Source organism: Capnocytophaga haemolytica, from assembly GCF_001553545.1.
GTDB classification, from domain to species: domain Bacteria; phylum Bacteroidota; class Bacteroidia; order Flavobacteriales; family Flavobacteriaceae; genus Capnocytophaga; species Capnocytophaga haemolytica.
The window spans coordinates 1,018,137-1,041,317 of the sequence record NZ_CP014227.1 but is presented as its reverse complement, the minus strand read 5'-3'; the positions used below and the strand labels follow the sequence as shown (position 1 = coordinate 1,041,317).

Below are 23,181 nucleotides of genomic sequence, written 5' to 3'. Positions count from 1 at the left end.
TTATTTGCATAATTCACTTTATAAGCTGATGATAATAAACTCACTGCGGCGATTGGCTTGGTGCTCTTCCTCGCTGCACGGTACACCATTGGCACAGTGGTTGGTAAGGCGGGTCTCACCGTAGCCTTTGGCTGTCAATCGCTTCTTGTCAATGCCGTGAGCTATCAGCCATTGCATTGTTGATTTAGCTCGTCTATGTGAGAGGGCTAAGTTATACGCATCGGAGCCGCGACTATCTGTATGTACGCGTATATCGATCTTTATCGTAGGATACTCATTGAGCACAGCCACCAGTTTGCTGAGCTGTTCGGCAGCGTCAGGGCGTATGTCTGCCTTGTCAAAGTCGAAGTAAATATTCTGAATCGCGAGCGTTTTAGCTAAGTCGACCCCGACTTTTATCTCGGATTTAGGCGTCTCGGGTAGGTGTTGTAAAAGCAATTCTGCATAGAAATCGCTATTGCCCTCGGCGGTGACGGTTTGCGTAACCGTTACGTAACCGTTCTTTTCCGCTTTGATAAGTACCTTTTGATCTTTGCAATTCCAATCGTGGGTGAGGGCAAACTGACCGTTTTCATTTGAAGTGCCGATTTCTACAGGGTTATTCTCAGTATCTAAAAGGGTCAGTTTTACCTCAGGGATAGGCTGTTGCGACTGGGCGTCCTTGACCATACTGCGTACGTTTTTAGTACAATCAAACTGCACTGAGGCTTGCTCGTAGAAGCTATAAATATCGTCCTTACCCTCGCCTCCCAAGCGATTGGATGTGAGGAAGCCTATATGGCTATCACTATCAATTACATAGCAGAAGTCGTCGTAGGCACTATTGGCAGGCTTACCGATATTCACTGGTTTAGAGGTTGTGCCATCGGCATAGAGCTTCACGGCAAAAATATCCAAGCCTCCGAGACCTGGAAAGCCATCGGAGGAATAGTAAAGCACGGAGTCCTTAGAGATGAACGGGAAGGATTCGCGCCCTGTGGTGTTGATAAGCGCTCCGAGGTTTTCAGCCCTGCCGTAGCCTGTTTTCAATATCTTTGCCCGATAGATATCGGAGTTCCCCAGTGAGCCTTTCATATTGGAAGCGAAGTAGATATACTTGCCATCGGGGCTGAGGGCAGGGTGTGCAACGCTGTAAATATTACTGTTGAAAGGCATCTCTGTGATGTGCCCCCAATTGCCATTTTGATCCTTAGTGGCGCGGAGTATTTTCAGCAGCACCGTGTCTTCGCCATCAGTGGTTAGCTTGTTGTGTACGTAGTTATTACGAGTAAAGTAGACGGTATCGCCGCTGGTGGTAAAGGCTGCTGTTGATTCGTTGAACTTGGTGTTAATGCCACCCATCTTGCGCGGGTGTGATACTTCTAAGCTATCGCGATTGGCTTCATAGAGGTCGTAGAAAGCGTCGCCCGTCCACTTTGATTTTCCTTTGAGAATGCCCTTGCTGGCTGAGAATACGACTTTATCACCGTAGAAGGCAGTGCCGTATTCTGAGTTTTTTGAGTTGATGCTCAGTGGGTGAAGGTCGAGCCTACCTGAATTACGCTGTATTTCTTTATAATAATCCTTATGCTTGGTAAAGAGCTGTGCCCTTGAGTCCTTACCGCCTGTAAGGGCAACAAATTGCTCCATTACCTTATTGGACTGGTCGTACTTATCGACTGTTTTGAGGGTTTGTGCATAGCGATAGTAATACTCAGGTTGGAGCTTATACTCGGGGTTGGAAAAGAGCTTTTCATACCACGTATAAGCATTCTTATAGTCGGCATTGAAGTAATAAGCATTGCCCAAATTCTCATAGACCTCTTGGTTGGCGCCTCCTTTGCTGGCAATGGCTTCATAGGCTTTGATAGCACGGACATAGTCGAGCTTCTTATAGTAGTTGCGCGCCTTGAGGAGCTCTTGTTGCTGGGCAAATAGTGCCTGCAAACTGAGAAAGGCTAAGATCAACAGCGTATGTTTCTTAAGTTTAAGCATATCAATAGGTTATTATTTATACGAAAAGTGGTAGTAATAAAGGCTTTCATTCCCTTTATTAGTACCACTTATCAGGATTTATGTTTTCTACTCCATACTTACGATGATGAACTCACTGCGGCGGTTGGCTTGGTGCTGTTCCTCAGTACAAGGAACGCCGTTAGAGCAACCATTAACGAGCTGAGTTTCACCGTAGCCCTTAGCTGTTAGGCGTTTGCGGTCGATACCTTGCTTGACCATCCAGTTCAAGGTTGATTTCGCACGGCGGTCGGAAAGGGCTAAGTTGTACGCATCGGAAGCGCGGCTATCGGTATGTGAGCGGATATCGATCTTCATCTTAGGATACTCCTTCATCACCTCTACGATCTTCGCCAACTCAACAGCGGCATCAGGGCGTATGTTCGACTTATCTAAATCGAAGTATATTTCTTTAATATGGAAGACCTTAGCTAAGTCAGTATCCTTATTGATCTGCACTTCACGCGGCTTTAAGAGGAGCTCATAGAATACCTCATTATCATCACCCTCAGTGAGCACTTTCACCTCAGCGGTTTCATACTTTTCTTTTTCGCCTCTGAGATAGAAGTAAAGGTCAGCACAGTTCACATTGTCAAACTGAAAAGTACCGTCCTGCTTAGATTTTTGAGAGCTAACAGGCTTCATCGTTCTGTCGGAGAGAGAGACGAGCCCATCGGAGATAATCTCTTGTGTTTGGGCATCTTTTACAATCCCTTTAATAATCTTCTGGCAGCCGAACTTCAGTGGCTTGGTCTCTAAGAAGCTATAGATATCGTCCTTGCCTTTTCCACCAGGGCGGTTTGAGCTGAGGAAGCCTATGTGAGTATCACTATCCATAATAAAACAGAAGTCGTCGTCAGGGCTATTGGCGGGTTTCCCGACGTTAATAGGCTTGGAGGTCGTGCCATCGTCAAAGAACTTTACTGCGAAGATATCTAAGCCTCCTAAGCCAGGAAAGCCGTCGGAGGAATAGTACAGCACATTGTCCTTAGTAATAAAAGGAAAGGACTCGCGCCCTGCGGTATTGATGGTGCTACCCAAATTCTCAGGGGTACCGTACTTGTTATTGCCTTTGATTTCTACACGGAAGATATCCGAATTGCCCAAAGTACCCTTCATATCCGAGGCGAAGTAAAGGTACTTCTCATCGGGGCTGAGGGTAGGGTGAGCCACATTGTACTGATCGCTGTTGAAAGGCATTTCGACTACGTTGCCCCAATTGCCATCGCTATCTTTGGTAGCTTTGAGGATTTTCAGCAGGATTGTATTCTCCTTATTAGTGCCAATGCGGCGGTTTACATAGTTATTACGGGTGAAATAGACCGTCTTCCCGTCTTTGGTAAAGACTGCTGTCGATTCGTTGAACTTCGTGTTGAGCGCTGATGAGAAAGGCGTTTTGCCTGTGAGCTTCTGCTTATCGCGCTGGGTGAGGTAGAGGTCGTAATAGCTCTCACCTGTCCACTGTGATACCCCCCCTTTGGAAGCCTTCCCACTACTTGCGGCGGTAAATACCACATCATTGCCGTAGAAGGTGGTGCCGTACTCCGAATAAGGTGTATTGATACTCACAGGCTGAAGCTCAAAGCGACCTGAATTACTCTGGATCACCTCCTGATAGTTTTTATTTTCTTCAAAGAGGGCTGCCCGAGAGTCGCTGTCGGCGGTGAGCTCTGCGAATTTATCCATCATTGCGTTGGCCTCGTCGTACTTGCCTACAGACTTTAAGCTCTGTGCGTAGCGATAGTAATACTCAGGTTTTATTTTGTAATCCTTACCTTCAAAGAGTTGCTTATACCAAGGCAAAGCCTTTTTGTATTCTGCGTTGAAGTAGTAGGCATTGCCAAGGCTTTCGAGCATATCTTGGTTCACATAGCCTTTCTTGGCTATTTTTTCGTAGACCTTAATAGCATCGACGTAAGCGTAGTTTTTGTACATCTGCTTTGCTTTCTCTAACTCCTTATCTGTTTGAGCAAAAGTGTACTGCGTCGCTCCTACGAGCGCAATGAGCAAGGTATAGTAATAAATTTTCTTCATAGTATATCTGTGTGATTTTGCTATTTATAACTGTTTATATCAAATCACTAAAAGAAGCGTGGTGATACGATCTTCTTGTAGGATTTAAGCAACTCATAGCGGAGGAATATCTCGTGTGAACCTGAGTTGTACTTTGAAAGTTCGGTAGTTTCGAAGTCGTAGCCATAGCCAGCAAACCAACGCTCGCTGAACTGGAAGCCTGCCATTACGCTCACTGCTGCCGACCAGCGGTAGGCTGCCCCAAGGACAAACTTTTCGTTGAAGAGGAAGTTCGCCGAGAGATCGAGCTGCAAAGGTGCCCCCCAAGAGACTTTTGAGAGTACTGCTGGCTTGAACTTGGTATTCTCTGAAAGGTCGAACACATATCCCCCGATGAGGTATAAGTGCTGTGAGTTCTTCAGTACGGAAACGGCTTTGTTATCCTTATCATAGTGATTGGTTTCGAGCATATTAGGGACTGAGAAGCCTAAGTAGTACTTATCAGTATACCAGTATACGCCTGCCCCTACGTTGGGTGAGTAAACGGTTTCATTCCCTGTGAAGTTAGGGTCTGTTCTATCACTTGGGTTGAGCTTGTTGTAATCAATCTCGAAGACGTTGAGCGCACCGTTTAAACCAAAAGCGAGCTTTGAGTTTTCGAAGTTGAGGGTGTATGATACATCGAGGACTAAGTCTGTCTTGGTTTCAGGGCCGATGCTTTCGCGGAAGACGGTACCTCCTAAGCCGACATTTCTGAGGCTTTCCATAGGCTGGTGGTAGCTGATACTGCCATTAGTAGGGGCGCCGCTGATGCCTACCCATTGTGTGCGAAACATACCAAAGAAACTTCCTACCCCTCGAGAGCCTGTATAGGCGGGGTTAAACATCATTGTATTGTACATATACTGTGTGTATTGCGACTCTTGTTGGGCAAAAACAGCTGTACAAAACAACATTATTACTGCTGAGAAAAATACATTTTTCTTCATAATTTAAAAATCTTCTATTGTTAACTATTTAATCTTATTTTTGCTTTATTATGACGCCCTTTGCCGAGGATCCGTTACGGCTCCGTTTGGCGTTCGTTTGAAAAACTCGGTAAAGGTACGTCTTTTTTATCAACTACTTGTTTTTTTAGTTATTATTATTTTTTCTTGATATAGAGCCAGCCTACTTTATTTTGGCGATTACCCTTAGTATCAGTGTATTCGATTACGTAATAGTAAGTACCTTGTGGTAACTTCTCGTTGGCTTCGACCGTTACGCGGCCGTTGGAGATACCTCTAAAGACCTTTGTTACGTTGTCATACCCTGACTGCTCGTAGACTTTGACACCCCAACGGTTGTAGATGCGTACTACATTGTCTGGGTAAGCTTCTATACCGCCTATCTGGAAGTGGTCGTTGATGCCGTCACCATCTACCGAAATGGCATTGTAAGGGATAATATCGGCAATCACATCGATTGTTACAGTGGCTGTTACGCAGTTGCCTGCTCCATCGCAAAGTTCGTATACAAAGCTGTCGGTGCCTGAGTAATTGGTATTTGGTGTATAGCTGATGCTTCCATCGGCATTGACTATTGCTGTACCATTGCTTGGCGGTGTTTGCAGGCTTACTTGCGGTGTGGTTCCGTAATCCTTATCATTGCTTAATACATTGATATTCACTGGTGTATTAAGGGTTGTGGTGGCGGTGTCATCGACAGCCTTGATCGTTGGTGTAACGGTGGCTGGTGGCACTACTACGGTGACGGTGGCTGTATCGCAAGCGGTAGGTGTGGCTACGGTACAGATTTGGTAAACGATCGTATAAGTACCTGATGGTGTATTGTTTGACACCGTTACATCACCTGTGGCTGGGTTGAGAACTGGCACTGTGGTGCTGGTACCTACCCCTTGGGCTACCGTGGTAACGCTGATGGTTACGTTGGTAGTGGTCGCTGACTGGGTAGTGTCTACCGTGTCATTGGTCAATACATTGCCGATCACGCCTGTGGAGGTTGCCGTGAAGTGATCGTCAGTGGCATTGACTGTTGGCGTTGGTGTGGCGGCTACTACCCTTACGGTAGCGGTAGCAGTGCTGCAGGTTACAGTACCTACTTTTGTACAGATCGTATAGCTAATCTGATAAGTGCCTGTGGCTGTGCCTGCGGCTACGGTGATGGTACCGTCGTTATTATAGGTGAAACCTGTTGGCGTTGCTGTATTCCAAGTGAGCGTTACCGAGCTCAGACTTGGGTTTGGCGCTCCATTGTAGGTATCATTAGCCAGTACGCTGGTGGTGGTGCCCCCTATGGTATTGGTAAAGGTACCTGCTGCTGGGTCGTCATTAGCTTTGAGGGCTACTGACGGAACGCTTACGGTTATCGTCACCACTGCACTATCGCAGTTGGTTGGGTTCGCTTTTTCGCAGATGGTATAAGTAATCGTATATACGCCTGCTGGGGTATTTGGAGGTACGGTTACAGTACCATCAGGGTTGCCTGTCCAGCCTGCTGGGGTATTCGTCCAAGTCAGTGTTACCGAAGTAGTATTGTTTACTGGTACCCCGTTGAGAGTATCGTTTGTCAATACATTGGTAACAGTGCCGCCTGTAGTACCATCTGGTATTGTACGGTTGTCATCCGTTGCTACGATCGGTGGTGCGCCTACGGTTACCGTTACGGTTGCCTCATTACTACAATTACCCAAAGCATCGCAGATATGATAAGTCATCGTGTAAGTACCTGAGCGGGTGCCTGCTGGTACGGTGATTGTACCGTCAGGGTTGCCTGTCCAGCCGCTTGGTATGTTGTTGAACGTTGCCGTTACTGTACCTGCTGGCGGTGGGGTCTGTCCATTATAGCTGTCGTCAGGTATTACACTGCTTACTGTACCGCCGTTAGCACCGTTTGGTATGTTGCGTATATCTGGGTTGGCAATAATTTGTGAAGCACTCACAGTAATTGTAACTATGGCACTATCGCAAGCCGTCGTGCTCGATAGAGTAGCGCATATCTGGTACACGATAGTATAAGTACCTGCTGGGGTGCTTGGTGGTACGTTTACTTTACCCGTAGTTTTATCTAAGGTTGGTACGTTAGCTCCTGACTGTTTAGGCGTTGCTGGAGTAGTAACGGTAAGACTTACAGTGCTTACTGTAGGCGTTTTGCCATTGACCTTATCGTTGCTCAGTACGTCAATTACATTAGGTGCTCCTGTACCACCATTGATAGTTGTTGTATTTGTATCGCCATTGGCAATAACACTCAGGTTGGTAATCACTGAGGTTTTCGTTACTGTATTCCCAAACTTATCCTTAGCGGTGAAAGTAACCGTTGTGGTACCCGCTGCACAAGGATCGGCTGGTGGGGTATAATCATTTGTAGGTGTAACTACCCCTTGGCAAGTATCATTTGCAGTGGCTTGTGCGAGCCAAGCATCAATAGTTGCAGTGCGCGTTGCTGACTTACAATCAACGACCAAGGCAGGTGGCACACTAAGACTTGGATTGGTGGTGTCGTCTATTGTGAGAGTAATAGGCACGCGTGTGCTTTCACAGCCTTGGGCATTTACCACTGCTACATAATGAGTAACGACCGTTTTGGTAGTTACGTTGGTATCAATAGTAGGTGCCGTAGTGCTTGAAACTGTGGTGGTAGCCGTTGTATACCAATACAAAGTGCCTACTGCTGGTGTATTGACATAATCGACAAAGGACACCTGATGACTCGCTGCTGTTGGGCAGAGGTCTGTTATTGGCTTGAGCGTAGGGACTGCTGGCACTGCTAACTTCGCAGTAGCGGTAAAGCTATCCGAATCTGGCGAATCACAGGTGCCTTTGGTAGCTTTCAGGGTGTAGGCTGTACCTACTGTCAAGCCTGTGATGCTACTACCTGTGATAGTTACCCCTGCATTTGGCGTAATAGCATAGGTGGCTCCGCTATCGTAGTTGGTAATCGTTGCTGTGGTACCTGAGGCGGTACAAGTAGCAGCGGCTACACTTACTGTTGGCTTCGCTGGCACAGTCAGTTGTGCAGTAGCGGTAAAGCTATCTGAATTTGGCGAATCACAAGTGCCTTTAGTAGCTTTCAGGGTGTAGGCTGTACCTACTGTCAAGCCTGTGATGCTGCTACCTGTGATAGTTACCCCTGTGTTTGGCGTTATAGCATAGGTGGCTCCGCTATCGTAGTTGGTAATCGTTGCTGTGATACCTGAGGCGGTACAAGTAGCAGCGGCTACGCTTACTGTTGGCTTCGCTGGCACAGTCAGTTGTGCAGTAGCGGTAAAGCTATCTGAATTTGGAGAGTCACAAGTGCCTTTGATTGCTTTCAGGGTGTAGGCTGTACCTACTGTCAAGCCTGTGATGCTGCTACCTGTGATAGTTACCCCTGTGTTTGGCGTAATGCTATAGGTAGCAGTGCTATCGTAGTTGGTAATCGTTGCTGTGGTACCTGAGGCGGTACAAGTAGCAGCGGCTACACTTACTGTTGGCTTATCCACTGAGCCAATAGTGATAGTACCTGTGATTTGCGCTGTAGTACAAGCCGAGGTCAGTGGTATAGCATAGGTATAAGTGCCTACTGTGGCAGTTCCTGTAATTTGTACTGTTTGAGCAGTAGGATTGTAATTTACTGTAAGTCCTGCTGGAAGACCTGTTGCTGTGCCTATACCTTTAACAGCTCGTACTTTGTAAGTAATATTAACTGTTTCTCCTTGGCAATAGGTAGTCTTGGTAGTAGTGGCTGTAACGCCTACTATATGCACCTTGATATCACGGCCTTCGGACTCACACTTCGTGTTTGTGGTATCAAATACAGTAAACTGGTATTTGTAGTTATAAGGTGTGGTATCTTCTACTGCCTCTAAAGGCTGATTGCCATTTGTAATCTCAGTGCCCTTTGTTCCATTAGAAAGACGGTTGTAAATCTTTACTTGGCTTACTGAGACGTGCTCATTAGCAGCAATTTTAGTCTTTAAGTCAGCAATGGTAGCCCCTGGGCAGAGTACATCTTGGTCGTGCTCACCATTGTAAGCGGTGATATACTGTGCCTTTGTTGGGAAGACTACCTTCTCACTTGCACAGTTAGCTCCCTTGGCTTTGCGCTGTACTTCATAAACCTTAGTTTGATCTACATAGGTTTGATCGCCCAGTGGGCTATTGTTGCCTTGTTCGAATACATCGAAATCGGCAACAGTAGTGCCTGCATTTATGTTTTTAAGCGCTTCTTTTATCTCGCCTACCTTCTTTTTATCATTTACACAGAATGGTGTAGCGGGTAAGGCGACAGGAGTATTATTGACTGTTACGGTTACTGTTTGTGTAGCTTTACAGCCTCCTTCACGGGTAATTTCGAGTGTATAAGTGAAGGTTTTTGTACCTGTAAAGGTAGCCCCTGTGTAATGGAATGTAGGCTGTAGGATATTGGCTGCTGAGAGGTATCCCAAAGCCTCTGTACTGCTACTCTTCCACTCATAGGTATGGTAAGTAGGCTGTGCCGCCTTATCTTTTTCAAAGGTTTTACTTTCACCAGCACAAAGGGTTAAGTTCTTTACTAAACCTGTGATCTGCGTTGGTGCGGGCACTTGAACGGCATCGATAGAGCAAAGGCAAGGATTGTCCGCTCCTTCAATACCTATGAGCAAGCGGCATACTTTATCAGCTGGCACATTAATTGCTTCTGCTATGGCTACTGTGCCATTGGCTGGTATACTAAGATTTTGCTTTAAGAAAGTGGCTATTTGCTCATCAGTAGCGTCTATTTTTCCGTTATTGTTGGTATCGTATACTACTTTAAAGCGTATTTGCCCACTGAAGGTCTCGGTAGTAGTGCCTACTTTGAAGCTAAGGCTTCGTTTCTCCTTCGTTGCGTCTTCGATTTGAGTGGTTGCACTAAGGTCCTTGATTGAAAGCGCTGAACGGTTGGTAAGAATAGGCACTCTAACAGGTGTTGCCAATGCTCTTTCTATATTAGCACAAGCTCCTGAAGGACAAGGCGGTGCAGCTACATTAGCAATAGCATAGTATTGCAATTCATCTGCTTTTTCACAATCAGAGGCAGCAGCGGTAGAAACCTGCATCACCTTTATGGTGTATGTGAACTCATCACCGTTTTTCATCCCTTGAGGTGCTGCAATGGTGTATTCCTTTATATCGCCTTGTGGGGCAGGGTTAGCATTCTCAAAGTCTGTAGGGTTAATGAAGGTTCCGCTCTTGCTTACAAAAGTAAAGCCAGAGAGGTTATAGCCCTTAGGCACGCGAATCACGAGCTTATCAGTATTACCTGTCTGAGCAGAAGGGCTTGAGGAGGTTACCTTGTAAGTACCTCTATAAATAGCTCCGACACCACAAGCCTTAGCGCTACCGCTTTGGTGCACCAAGGTAGGCACTACGGAGTAAGCTATTGGGGTGATGCCATCAATATCGGAGATAATGTCAGCATCGCGTGTTCCTTGTATTGAGCCGTCGCAAGCACTCTTCCCTTGTACCTCAGTGCGGAATATTGCACCTGCACGTACACTACACTCAGGCACTACGGTAATCGCCACGCGTATATTGCGCTTATTGACATCGTTAGGCTCTGATTTAAGTCCTTTAAGAGCCTCGCCATCATCGAGCAGTTTGTAAACCCACGCCCCGTTTTCTTCTGGCACAACAGTGTAGTTCTTGGTAGGTGTAGTAGCATTTGAAGGATAATATACCTCAACCTTAGCTATCTTTATCCCCGTTTCTTTATGAATCAAGAGCTTAGGGTCGATGATGTCTCCTTCTTTACTTGCATTGATAATATACTCGTATATATTGTCCTTACACATCTCAAGTTTACCTTGCTTAGCAGTACCTTGTTGTGGACTCTTAGTTCTGGTAAACTGTATTTCACTTACGGCTGCTTGCAGTGTATAAGTAGTCTTTCCCGCTTGCAGGTTACTACTACAAGAGTTCTCATAGCTTGTAGGGTATTCAGTGCAATTCCAGCCTGCGTAGGCTGTTAAGGTTGCTGTTTTACAGTCGTTGAGCTTTACCTTAAGGGTATAGTTCTTTGAAGCTCCTTTCGCTAAGCCTGCACTGCTAAGGTAGTACATATACTCCCCTGTAATGGTACTTACACGACCAATGGCATTAGCTCCGTCGTACAAGCCTAAAACCTCTACCCCAGTAACCTCAGGCACTGAAATCCAAGTGTAAGGAGCAGTATTTGCCCCTGTATTCCTAAGGGTAATGCTCAGGTCATTTGTTTTTTGAGCCAAGGTTTCTATAGTCGTACCAGCATCCAACCTGATGGAAGGCATATTATTTAGCGTTATGTTGCGCCCGCCATTTTGCTGATCCTCATCATTGTATTCCACGCCTGCTTCAACACGCCCATCCTTGCTTGGATCTGACTCAACTCTCGCATAATGATAGTAAAAGTCGTAGAACCAAGTCTTTATTCTAAAATTGGTAGATTGTGGTGAAGCACAAGTAGCCTGCGTCCATACTTGTATATGGGAAGAGTATCCATTCTCAACCTGAATAATACCTGGGGGCAAGAGGAAACCATTAGGGGTTAGCTCATTCTCTATTGTGTACTTAGTGCTATTGCCTACTGAGGTCTTTTTAATTTTATCTGCTGGGATAACAACTTGCATAAGTTTACCCCCTGCTGTCTGTACATAATAATATTTTACATCTGTAACCTTATAGCTATTAGGCAGCGTAAACTCGCTTTTCTTTACAAGCCTATCAGGGCGAAACTCTTTATTAAATGCAGTACCTCTTGTATTGAACCTACGTGCTAAGTGTACTGTATAGCCCCCCAAATCCTTAGGTGTACAGCCTGTAAGTACATAGTAAGGAGCATCACCATTATAGCGCGAATGAGGAAAAGTGTCAGCTATGTAGAACTCAGGTACATTAGGGGCACCACAATAACGCTCTACATCCTTCCCTTGCGCATCTTTTTCTAACATATAGAAGTAGACCTTCTGAGCAATCAAGCGGTCTTGAGCACTATATTCCCTCTTCTGTACATCTGTACCTAAGGTCGGTTTTACCTTATAAGTAACCTTTACCTCAAAGGCATCATTGGGTTGCAATGTTTTGCCATCTGCTGCGGAGAGCAAAGTCCAAACGAACTTCTGTATTCTTCTGATGCTAACACCTCCCTCACCTGGCAGTGAAGTTTCAGCAAAGGTATTTATCGTCTTTATATAACCATTATTTGCCCCTGAGGTAATCTTAAATACCAATTCCTTAGGCTCTAAGGTCATCCCTTCATTAGAAGTAAAGGAGTAGTACAGATTGTTAGCAGTGCCAGCGCCCTGCTTCCCTTTAGAAACGATCTCTATCTCATCTAAAGGGAGCGCACGCCTGAGCATCAAAGGGTCAGCTGCCTTTAGCGTAGCCTTTGTATGACGCTCTCTCATCGTGTAATCCTTCCAACCGAGTGAGTTCTCTGAGCGTTCGCCTTCGGTATTGATAATCAGTGGACCATTATTTGCACAACCATCACAAATGATTTGCACAGGTTTATCGACACACAACAGTTTTAAAGCATTGTTAGCACGACTATATTTATCAAAGAAGAAAAGCTCATAATTCACTTGTACATTCTTATTCGTACCACACTTCGCTTTAAGATCCATTGTTACAAAGCCTCGCTCACCTTCTGGTGAAAGTACTTTTATGACAGTACTGCCTCCGTTTTGCTTTATATCTAAATTAGGGTGCCCTGCTGTTAAATTAATAGTTTCTGTCGTTACAGGGTAATTAGCAGAAGAATGCCATTTGATAGTCGATTGGTCTACCTCTACTCCATCGGGAATCGTTATCACGTATTGGAAGCGGTATTTTGATAGTTCATTTGTGCCGCCTTTGCTTCTCTCTTCTATTTCGGATTGAGAGGTTTTCCCTGCAAAACGCGCCGTTAGTGCAGGTGCATCTTTCACTAAAACAGGAGGGATGAACGAAACATCCGCGGGGGTCAGCAGATTGAGAATATAGGCTCTCAGGTCGTACTGATTTTTAATAGCTGGCACCGGAGTAGTACCACAAGTAGTCGTATAGCCTACATAAGAGGAATAGGCTAAGATAAAACCTTTCCCTGTAAGGCAGTCAGAGACATCAGTTCTATTTTTAACCAAGTCAAACTCTATGGCAAAAGACTTGCCCGGTGCCAAATCGTCAAACTTGCCATCGGCATCCAAATCTTCCAAGCCATCTGCCCCATCGGGGTCAGTAGTAAGCCCCTCAAGCGATACGCTAAAGAGCTTGTTTTGCCCAGTTATATTCCCGCTTGTTGTTGTCTTTACACCTGAGGTAGGGATAGGCGTAGTAGTGCCATCAGACTTTACAATCCTAAAGTTGATAGGGCGGAAAAAGGCATTTGCCCCATCATTCCACTTCTCTTGAATGAGCAAATTGACCTTATAGGCTGCCCCGCCAGAGCCTACCGCAGCGTTGTTTTTATATGACACGCGCATTGTCCCCATTACATTTGCCGCAGGAGCAGTTGCAGCAGCTACGGGTGTTACAGGCACATTAAAGCCATTCTTCATTGTGAAGTAAGAGTCGTTATTGCCTGTATTCATTTTAATATCAGGTGCTGCTGAAGGAGTGCTAACTTTGCGTAGCTTATAGTTGTCCTTCCCCTTAATCATCGCTTGATACCAATCGGCATTTGTAGCTGATTTTCCCCAATTGGCAATATACTCTATATCGCCAGAGGCACAACGCCCAGCTTGTGTATACGTTTCTGTAATAGTAATAGGTGCTCCTCCTTTTACAAGCCCATTACCGCTATTGATAGCCGCTGCTGGAATCGCAATAATATACTTATCACCTGTTTTCGTAGGAACAGTAATATTGGTAGTCCCCACTTTAAGGGTCTTAAGAGTTAAGCCATTAGGGTATTTAAGGCTCAGGTAAAAACTTTCTATCTTGCCCTCACCTCCATTGGCAATCGTAAAAGTAGTGGTATTATCGCCTTTTTGCGAATCTGCCTTAGGAGTAGGGTCTGTAATTACCAAAGAGGGGTATTTATAATTACTATAAGCATCGCCTTTCTTCTGTGCTGTACTCCCTTGGGTAACACTTACTTGGTCTTGAAGGGTTTTCCCGCCTACAACCTCTTTATGCCCCTCAGGGGTAATGGTTTTCTTCAGCGAGAAGGTTACAATACCTCCTGCTGTGTTAGGGGTAAGGTCGAAAGTAAGGTCGTTGCCACTTGCCACAGGTGCCGTAGCCGTACCTCCACTGACAGTAATCGCACTACCATCGTGCTTTACGCCCTTAGGAAAGGTTATTTTTACTTTCGCAATACTTTTCGTTGCTAAGTTCATCGAAACCTTAAGCATCCCTACCTCGTAACCATTAGAGGCTATGTTGGTATTGGCAGGCGCTGTGTTTTCCACAGTGAGATTTGACACCTGTGCGTGCAAAATTTGCCCTACAAATACACACACAAGGACACACCATAAAGAAATCAATTTATTCATATTTAAAACATTATAGGTTTTTCTACACATTTTATACTGCTATTTTGTGGGCAAAAATAACACTATTTTTAAATCTGGCAATCATATTTATTAAAAATAACAAAATTTTAAGATTTTGACTTAGCTAAAAAGGTGAATTTATTCGTTACATATCCGTTGTGAATCCGTTTCGAATTGTAAGGTTTTTCCTAAGAGAAAAATACCCGCACCGAGGTGTATTTTCTGGTACGGGTATTTAACTTTTTTATTTGTTTTTCTTAACATATAGCCAACCTACTTTGGTATGCCTATCGTTATGCTTATCAACATATTCAATGACGTAGTAATAAGTGCCTTGTGGCAATTTATCGGCGGCTTCTACCGTTACACGACCATTGGAAATACCACGGAAGACACGAGTGACATTGTCATAACCTTCTGTTTCAAAGACTTTTACGCCCCAACGGTTGTAAATGCGTACTACATTGTCGGGATATGCTTCTATACCACCTATACGGAAGTAGTCGTTCACTCCATCTCCATCTACCGAAATAGCGTTGTATGGCACTATATCGGTGATGACCTCAATGCTTACAGTAGCTGTGGCACAACCGCTTGCGTTGCAGATCTCGTATAGGAAATGATCGGTGCCTGTGTAGTCGCGATTAGGGGTATAGGTGATGCTGCCATCGGTGTTTACCACTACAGATCCATTGGAAGGCTGGCTTACGACCGTAGGTGTTGTAGCACCATTAGGGGTGTCGTTGCCAAGCACGCTGATAGTGATAGGGGTATTGATAAGCGTGTTGCCGCTATCGTCTACTGCTATAGGCGGTATCGGTGCTGGTGGTGTAGGAGGCAAAGGCGGCGTAGGTGTTCCACTCACGATGATGGTTGCGGTAGCAGTGGCACAGTTATCGGTGTTGAGCTTGCCGCATATCGTGTAAGGAAAGGTATAAGTGCCGCTGGCAGTGCCCTGAGGTACGCTGATGGTGCCGTCGGGGTTGCCTATAAGTCCGCCGCCCGATGGGATTCCCCAGCTGAGGGTTACCGATTGGGTGCTTGGTGTATGCCCATTGTAACTATCGTTGGTAAGCACATTGCCAGTGGTGCGCGTTGCGGTAGTATCCGTGAAGGTATAGCTATCGTCAGTGGCTGTTATTGGTGGTGCACCTACGGTGATGGTTACCGAAGTGGTAGCGCAGTTGGTAGGATTGGCTTTTTCACATATCGTATAGGTAGCCGTATAAGTGCCTGATCGGGTGCCTTTTGGTACGCTGATGATGCCATCGGGGTTGCCACTCCAGCCGTTAGGGACGCTATCCCAAGTGATGGTCACGGTGCTTGGTGTCGGTGGGTTGCCGCCGAGGTCATCATTGGTAAGCACGTTGGTGACAGTGCCGCCGTCAGCCCCATTAGGGATATGGCGAAGGTCAGGCACGGCAGTGATAGGGGTCGATTGGACGTGAACGGTGATCGTTGCTGTATCCGAAACGCTAAGGCTTCCCACTGTGCCCGTAATCTTATAGACAATGGTGTAAGTGCCTGAGGCAGTGCCTGCTGGTACGGATACTTTGCCTGTGGTGGTATTGAGCGTAGGGACGGTGGTGCCTGTAGCAGGCTTAACGATGCTAATGGTTACGTTAGCGGTAGTGGCTTGGTTGCCGTTAAAGCTATCGTTTGCAAGTGCATCAATCACATCTGTAGCCCCTGTAGTGCCATTGATAGGCGTGGTATATGTGTCATCTACAGCGTCAATACTCAGGGTGCGGATGGTTGAGGTCTTAGTAGTGGTATTGCCAAAAGGATCTTTGGCGATGAAGGTAACCGTTACGACCCCTGTGGCACACCAGTCAGCTGGCTTTACGCTGTTGTAATTATGGGTAATTGTAGGGCTGCTACAATTATCGGTAGCGGTAGCAGTGGTCAGCCAATTGCTGATTTGGGTGCTGAGGTTAGCAGCCTTGCAGTCTACTACTAAAGGCGTTGGAGCGGTAAGCTCAGGAGCCTCAGTATCGTCGATAGTGTAGGTTACTTCTGCGCGCGGACTCTCACATCCTTCTGTATTTACTTGTGATACCCATCGTTTTTCTACTGATTTAGAGGTTATAGTAGCTTTGTTTATCAGTGCTTGAGTAGCATAAGTGGTTGCCGTTTGTGTGGTGTACCAACGCAGGGTATTACCGCCTGTGGGGGTTACTAAGGTAGCCATATCAAAATAGCCGCTACCTGCAGGGCACTCGGTGAGGTTCCTCACGGTAGGTGCTGTAGGGGTAGGCTTCTGAGGGGCTATGGTAAATGAGTTAGAAGGTGCGGACTGACAGCCTGCGGCATTTCGTGCCTTAATAGTATGTGTGCCTACCGAAAGCCCTGTAATGGTACCATCAGGGGCTACGGTTAGGGTAGTGGTGCCACTTAGGTACGTAAGCCCTGCCTCATAGTTTGCGATTTTAGCTTGGGTAGGATGCTCGCACGTAGGTGCGTTGGTGGTTACATTAGGAGCTAAAGGAGCTGCTTTCTTCGCTTCTATATCAAATGGATCGGAAGGCTCTGAAGTGCAGACTGCAGCATTATCGCGAGCGATGACCTGCTTATTGGTTCCTATAGCCAATGCATTGGTGACATTACCCATACTATCAAGGGTCAGTATGGTGGTGCCTATCCTATACTCAATTCCTACAGCGCGGTTTGTAATCCTGATCTTAGTAGCTGAGGTACAGTTGGCAGGAGTAATGATAAGGGTTGGTTTTGCAGGTTTATTTTTCGGTGAATTGATATAGAATGAATTAGACAATGGCGATTCGCAGCCTGCGGCATTTCGGGCTTTAATTCTTTGATTCGCTCCTGTGCTCAGCCCTGTGATTTGACCTGTGCCGCTTATGGTCAGCTGGGAGCCATCTTTCCAGTAGGTGAGGTTAGGATCGTAATTGGTGATAAGTACCTTGGCAGGCACGCCACAAGTAGGCTGGGTAACGCTTAATGTTGGTGCAGCAGGTATGGTATTAACCACAACATCAAATGGATCAGAAGGGTCTGACTCGCAGCCTTTATTACTTACCGCTATTCTATAGCCAGTGCCTGCGTTTAAATCCTTTACAGTGCCATCAAAAAGAACAGTGAGGTTAGCTCCTCCAACTAATTTATAAACAACACCTGGAGTGGCATCCCTATTAGTTACTTTTACCTGCGTGGTCTGGGTGCAGGTAGCAGGAGTAATGCTAAGGATAGGTTTGGCAGGCTTGGCAAGCTGAGGGGCTGCTTTGATATTTGTAAAAGCAGTACAGTATCCTTTTCCAACGGTAAGGGTATAATTAGTGCCTACCTTCATATTGGAGATAGTAGCACCTGAAAGGATAACACCATCCTGAGGGATGATCTCATAAATGAGGCTGGCATCGTAGTTAGTGATCGTAACGGTAGTGCCTGCTGCATCACAAGTGGCAATAGCAGCTGAGAGCGTAGGAGCCGCTAAGTCCGCCACGGTTACCTGAATAGGAATCTTATCACTTTCACATTTGCCACTTTCAGTTATGGTTGCGTAATAAGTGCCTGTTTGCAGCGCCGTAGAGCCACTCGCTTTATATCCTAAAGAGTTGTATAGCGTTACAGTGCCGCCTGCTGGCTTAGGTATTTTTGAGATGAGTTTATCAACTCGTGCATCACCTTTACAGAAGAATTGCGGTGCTATTACCCTGTTGAAGATTGTCTTCTCTTTAAGGGTAACGGTTACTCCTTGGGCAGCACTTTCACATTTATTGTGCTCTGTCTGTGTAATGTAGTAAGTATGATTATTCACTAAAGGCGTACTATCAGGGAGCTCAATAGTAGCTGTAGGGGTTAGGAATACCTTTGGCTGTGATAGCTTGAGTTTTGCTTTGAGATCAGCTATGGTGCCTGCCCCACAGATCTCTTGAGAGGTAGTGGTAGGCTTCTTGCTCTGCTGATCCCCGATGGTAAGCGTACCTGTGATCTGTGCTGAAGGGCAAGAGGAGAGCAGCGGTATCGTATAGTTATAGCTGCCCTTGACGGTAGTGCTACCAGCAATCTCTATGCGCTTAATAGTTGGGTTGTACTTCGCTTCAACTCCTGAAGGTAAACCTATAGTAGTGCCTATTCCTGTGATATTATAAGTAGCATACACTATTGATACAGGCTCAGACCCACAGAAGGATGTCTTTTGGGTAAGCCTATCAGCACCTACCACACGCACCCGTACATCACGCCTATCAGAATCGCACTTAGTGCCTGTGTTGTCTATTACTTGGTATTGGTAACGATATACGTAAGGAGTGGTATCTTCAGTAACGAAAAGAGGAGTAGTATCACCTACTTCAGCTCCTATGACTGTATCGAATACCTTAATCTGGTTGATAGTGATATGCTCTGCTGTAGCGATGGTTTGTTTTAGATCGGCTATGGTAGTACCTTTGCAGAAGCTATCTGTTGTATGCTCACCATTGTAGGAGGTAATGATCTGTGGCTTGATGCGGAAAGGCTTCTTCACCGATGGACAAGTGCCTCCTGTATGGCTGCGTTCTACCTCATACTGCTTGGTAGGATCAATGATGTCATCATTACCTAAGGCGGTTGTTGCACCTGCTTCATACACGTTGTAGTCCGTACGAGAACCACCATTAAGAGCAGCTAAGTTATCCTTTATCTCACCTACCTTTATGTTCTGCCCAATACACTTAGGCTGAGCAGGGACTATGAGGTTAGCTCCCCCTTGAGCTGGAGTAGCTTGGAAGTTCTCAGAGAGGACTGATAGGCAGTTACCTTTCTTAGCTTGCACCTTGTAGCTAAGCCCAGCGGTAAGCCCTGAGATGACGCCTGTAGTGGCTACATTTACATTGGTGTCTGTTACCCCTGCTTGGGTGAAAATATAAGTATAGCCCACTACATAATTGCTGATCTTCAATACTTCATCGTCAGTGCAAGTGGCTGCTGACTCGCTCACTACTACGGGTTGATAAGTGTCTAATCCACGTGTGGATTGTACTTGCAATGTATACGCAGCGGTCTTGCATTGTTCACTGCCTGAGTTCGCAAAGTAGAAAGTATAGTGCTCTGTATCAGTGAGCTCATATTCATCAGGTAGGGCAGTGCTTTGCCCAGCCTTGAGGATCTTCACTGCTAATGAAGTATCATTAGCATAGCCCTCATCTTCTTTGATCTGTTGAGCGATGCGCTTTACGGTTGGCACCCCACAAATATCGTACTGCTTAGCCGAAAGAGTGTTAGGCAGCCTGCCCTGACTGATTTTGAGGGTTGTATACCCTGAAGGGCAATTAAAGCCTGCATTGCTATAAGTGAAGTAAACATTCTGTGGATTGTTGAGCATCAATAGCCTATCTGTAGGGCTAACAGCAACGATGTTTTTATTACGATCCTCTTTGTACCACGATAAGGTAGCGTTAGGGATCAGGTTGCCAAACAAAGCCCGTGCCTTTTGCTCTATTTCTGCGTAGGTAATATTGGCATCATTACACAGGGCAATGGTATTATTATTGCCAAACTTGACCGTAGGCGCACTCTGGGATACGGTAATCGTAGCGGTAGCTTTCACCTGATTGCCGCAAGCATCAACCCCTATGTACTGAAAAGTTCTATTGCCTATGATAAGGGTTTGTGTGAGGTCAACTTTGAAGTTCTTAATTTGCAACTGCCCTGAGAGATCTATAATCTTACCCTCAGTTATGTTCTCCACCTCAAAGAGGTCTCTCAGATCGTAATTTCTATAGCCCTTTTCTGTTGAAATCTTAGTTTCAAGATCCCCTGAGCATATTGGCAGTGTCTTGCCGATGAGCTTACTTGGTTTTGCATTGGGGTTCTTCACTAACTGATATGCCAGCTCGCTATCCAAGCATAGGTCTACATTGGGGTCAGTGGGCTGCACTCTTACTTTGTATTTATGAGTAAAGTCCTCAGCGGTAAGGGTGGTTATCGTTAGCACATTTGAGGTGCTGAGGATATTACTTGGCGCGTCCTCTCTGTACCACTGATAGGTAGCAAAGCCAGCTCCGCCAAGCTCTGGCACTGACAGCACTGCTTTCCCACCTTGGCAATAATTCGCTAAGTCAGCAGTGATCACATAGTTAGGCATACCGTTGACTACGGCGTCAATAGTAGCCGATTTACCACACTTATCCCTTACACTGAAACGATAGTTCACATTAGGGTTCTTATTCGGTGTACCGTCTTTTGCAGGTAGCTTTAGGAAGAATTTACCATTCGTGCTGGCTATAGGGGTAACGTTATCCCCACCAATGGCTATAATCTCATACGTATAAGGAGGAAAGCCCCCACTGGCTACTACAGCCACGTGATACGCCCCATCACTACAGCTGAGTTTATACACGCGCTCAGCCTTAATGCGCTCCCCGAAGTTGTATTCTGAAAGGGTAGTGATACACTTATTATTAGCGGCATAAGGCTGGTAAACGATCACTGCCACGCGGTACTTGCCTGCCATCTCATATTGGCTTGGCAATTCCTTAGTAAGCCCCTCATCACCTACGTAGGTGCCTACTTCTTCATAGCCGCCTGTTTTGTACGCTTGCGAGCCATCGTTTTGCTTCTCAATAGCACCCCAAGTGTTGGTATTCTCATCGTAGTACTGCAATATGTATTTCTCTGTACTGATGCGCACAGGGTAGCGATTGTCTCTCTTCTTGAGGGTAACACTTAGCTTGCAATCTTTCAGTTCCCAATGAGCCACTAAGTCAGCCCCATCGGCTTGCACCTCTTTGGTTTCCACATTGCCACATTGGGGTGTTATGCGCAGCTTGTACTTACCACCTTTGATTACAGGAAGCGTTACGTATAGCAGTTGAGTAGCCCCATTAGCCTCAGCCGTCTGAGTGGCTACATTGCTGTAAAGGCTGCCATCGTCATTGAGCACTTCCACCTGCTTGAAGGTAGATCCTGATAGGCTTACCTTTGCAATAAATTGCTTATCCAAAGCATCACATACCCCATAAGAAGTTACCGATGCACGAGCAAAAGAGGTACCACTAAGGGTTACCGTTTTGGTTACTACCTCACTATTGCCACATTCATCTATAAATTGGAAGACGTATTCCCCTTGGCAAGCGGCATCACTGATAAAGGCAACCGACTGACCCTGCACGTATCGCTTTACGTTTGGATACACCTTGCCCTGTATCTCTTTTCTGTAAAAGCCATTATTCTCGGGCTTAAAGCACGAAGGATAGCTCAGCAGGGCAATGTCTACTGTCCTTTTTGATGAAGGAGAGAAGCGCATTCCCGTGCAGTTATCGGCATTGACTTGCATCCCTGCACCAAGGCTTCTATCTATTGCTGTTACTTCTTTCTGTTGCTCGCCTGTATACACCTTGCCACAGCCATCTGTGAGGGTATGCTTCAGTGTCCATTTTCCTTTCTCGTGCGGCACATTGTTGAGCACCGAAGAATTCATATTATAGGTATCAAAGCGCATAGAGGTGTGGAGCCCATTGCTGGCAAACCGCTCTACGTCTTTCTTGTTGTGCATCACTATCGTCTCGCTGTATGTTTTCCCCGAAGGTGAGGTATATAGCATTGAGAGCGTCAGCGGGTAAGGCACATTATCGTTTTTCAGTAGATACCCATCTTCACCAAACGGACTGCCATAGAGTCTTGTCCCCTTATCATTAAGCGCTACAAAATCAGCATTTACAATAAAATAGAGCTTATCACCTGGGCACTTGCCAATATTTTTGACGTAAGGATCTTGCATAGGGCTCATATTGGTGATGCTAAAAGCACCTTTGAGCTTGGTGGAATTGACGGCTTTAGTCTCTTCCTCACCATTGCCCGAAGCCCCACAGAAGTCCGCTACCCCAATGGTGTAATTCCTATTAGGGTCTAAGTCTGTGAATAGATTGTCATTCACCTGAGTCTTTATCGGAGTTCTCAAGTCCTCAGAGTAATAGAGTTTGTAGGTCATCGGGAAGTTGCCCCGCGTTACATTCACCACCACACTGGCTTTATTCGCTTGGCAGAGCGAAATGCGCTCCTGAAGGTCGAACATCGGCACTTGGGTTCTATTTTCAATATGTATCTTTGTAGGTCCAAAGGTCTTTGAAGGGTCAGTCTTGTGTACTGCTTTTATCTCATAATCCCCCGCCTCCAAAGCCTTGGTATGGCTGTAGGTATTGATGAACGCACTTGCTGAGGCTTTCTTGTAGGAGTAGTTGTAGTCATCGGCATTCTCACCTGTGCCTACCACTTGGGCTAAGAAGCCACCCGCTTTCTTACAGTACTCATCTACTATACGCACAGAAAGCTGTGGCGTAGTTACCGCCTTGATGCGTACAGGTGTAGGCAGCGTGTAAGAGCAGCCGCCTTTCTCGGCTTTGATGGTAAAGGTTTTCTCACTGTCGATCACCCCTACGTTGATTTCCACCAGTCCGCTCACCGTATTGAAGGCACCGGTAAAGTGATGCCCCTGCGCATCGGTGGCGGTGTACTGCACCCCTTGCATAATATTGGTAGCAGTATCCAAATAAATAACCGCCGTACTGCCCTGCGTTACTGCGGGCAAGGCTGAAGCCTTCGTATTCTCGAGCGACTTCTGCAAAAGTGGATTGTTGCACTGCGCCTGCGCTACATTTACTAAAACAATAAAACTAAATAAAACAACAAAAATCAATGAAGAGAGCCCTCTGACCCCTTCTCCTTTTAAAATATTATTCTGCACTGTTATTACTATTTAAACTATTCTTCTATTCCATATTTTG

At 45.8% G+C, this 23,181-nt stretch carries 5 protein-coding genes; all 5 read right to left on the bottom strand.

The window, feature by feature from the left end:
- Nucleotides 1–18 precede the first annotated feature (18 nt).
- Complete coding sequence (locus AXF12_RS04580) at nucleotides 19–1,974, bottom strand: OmpA family protein (RefSeq protein ID WP_066428724.1); 1,956 nt, start codon at nucleotides 1,972–1,974, stop codon at nucleotides 19–21.
- A gap of 87 nt (nucleotides 1,975–2,061) precedes the next feature.
- A complete protein-coding gene (locus AXF12_RS04575; RefSeq protein ID WP_066428722.1) occupies nucleotides 2,062–4,026 on the bottom strand; it encodes an OmpA family protein in 1,965 nt (654 codons plus the stop codon).
- 47 nt (nucleotides 4,027–4,073) lie between these two features.
- Entirely contained in the window at nucleotides 4,074–4,994 is a 921-nt protein-coding gene (locus AXF12_RS04570; RefSeq protein ID WP_394336589.1) for a PorP/SprF family type IX secretion system membrane protein, read from the bottom strand.
- Nucleotides 4,995–5,149: 155 nt separating this feature from the next.
- Nucleotides 5,150–14,461 carry a T9SS type B sorting domain-containing protein gene (locus AXF12_RS04565; protein ID WP_143325013.1) on the bottom strand — a complete coding sequence of 3,104 codons (9,312 nt, stop codon included), beginning with the start codon at nucleotides 14,459–14,461 and terminating at the stop codon, nucleotides 5,150–5,152.
- A gap of 244 nt (nucleotides 14,462–14,705) precedes the next feature.
- The gene (locus AXF12_RS04560; RefSeq protein ID WP_066428705.1) at nucleotides 14,706–23,141 is read right to left on the bottom strand and encodes a T9SS type B sorting domain-containing protein; all 8,436 of its coding nucleotides are present in this window, start codon (nucleotides 23,139–23,141) and stop codon (nucleotides 14,706–14,708) included.
- Nucleotides 23,142–23,181 lie beyond the last annotated feature (40 nt).

Bases quoted from the DNA above. Each gene is read 5' to 3' on its own strand.
- AXF12_RS04565 (WP_143325013.1), bottom strand. From the start codon at position 14,461: ATGAATAAATTGATTTCTTTATGGTGTGTCCTTGTGTGTGTATTTGTA.
- AXF12_RS04575 (WP_066428722.1), bottom strand. From the start codon at position 4,026: ATGAAGAAAATTTATTACTATACCTTGCTCATTGCGCTCGTAGGAGCG.
- AXF12_RS04580 (WP_066428724.1), bottom strand. From the start codon at position 1,974: ATGCTTAAACTTAAGAAACATACGCTGTTGATCTTAGCCTTTCTCAGT.
- AXF12_RS04570 (WP_394336589.1), bottom strand. From the start codon at position 4,994: ATGAAGAAAAATGTATTTTTCTCAGCAGTAATAATGTTGTTTTGTACA.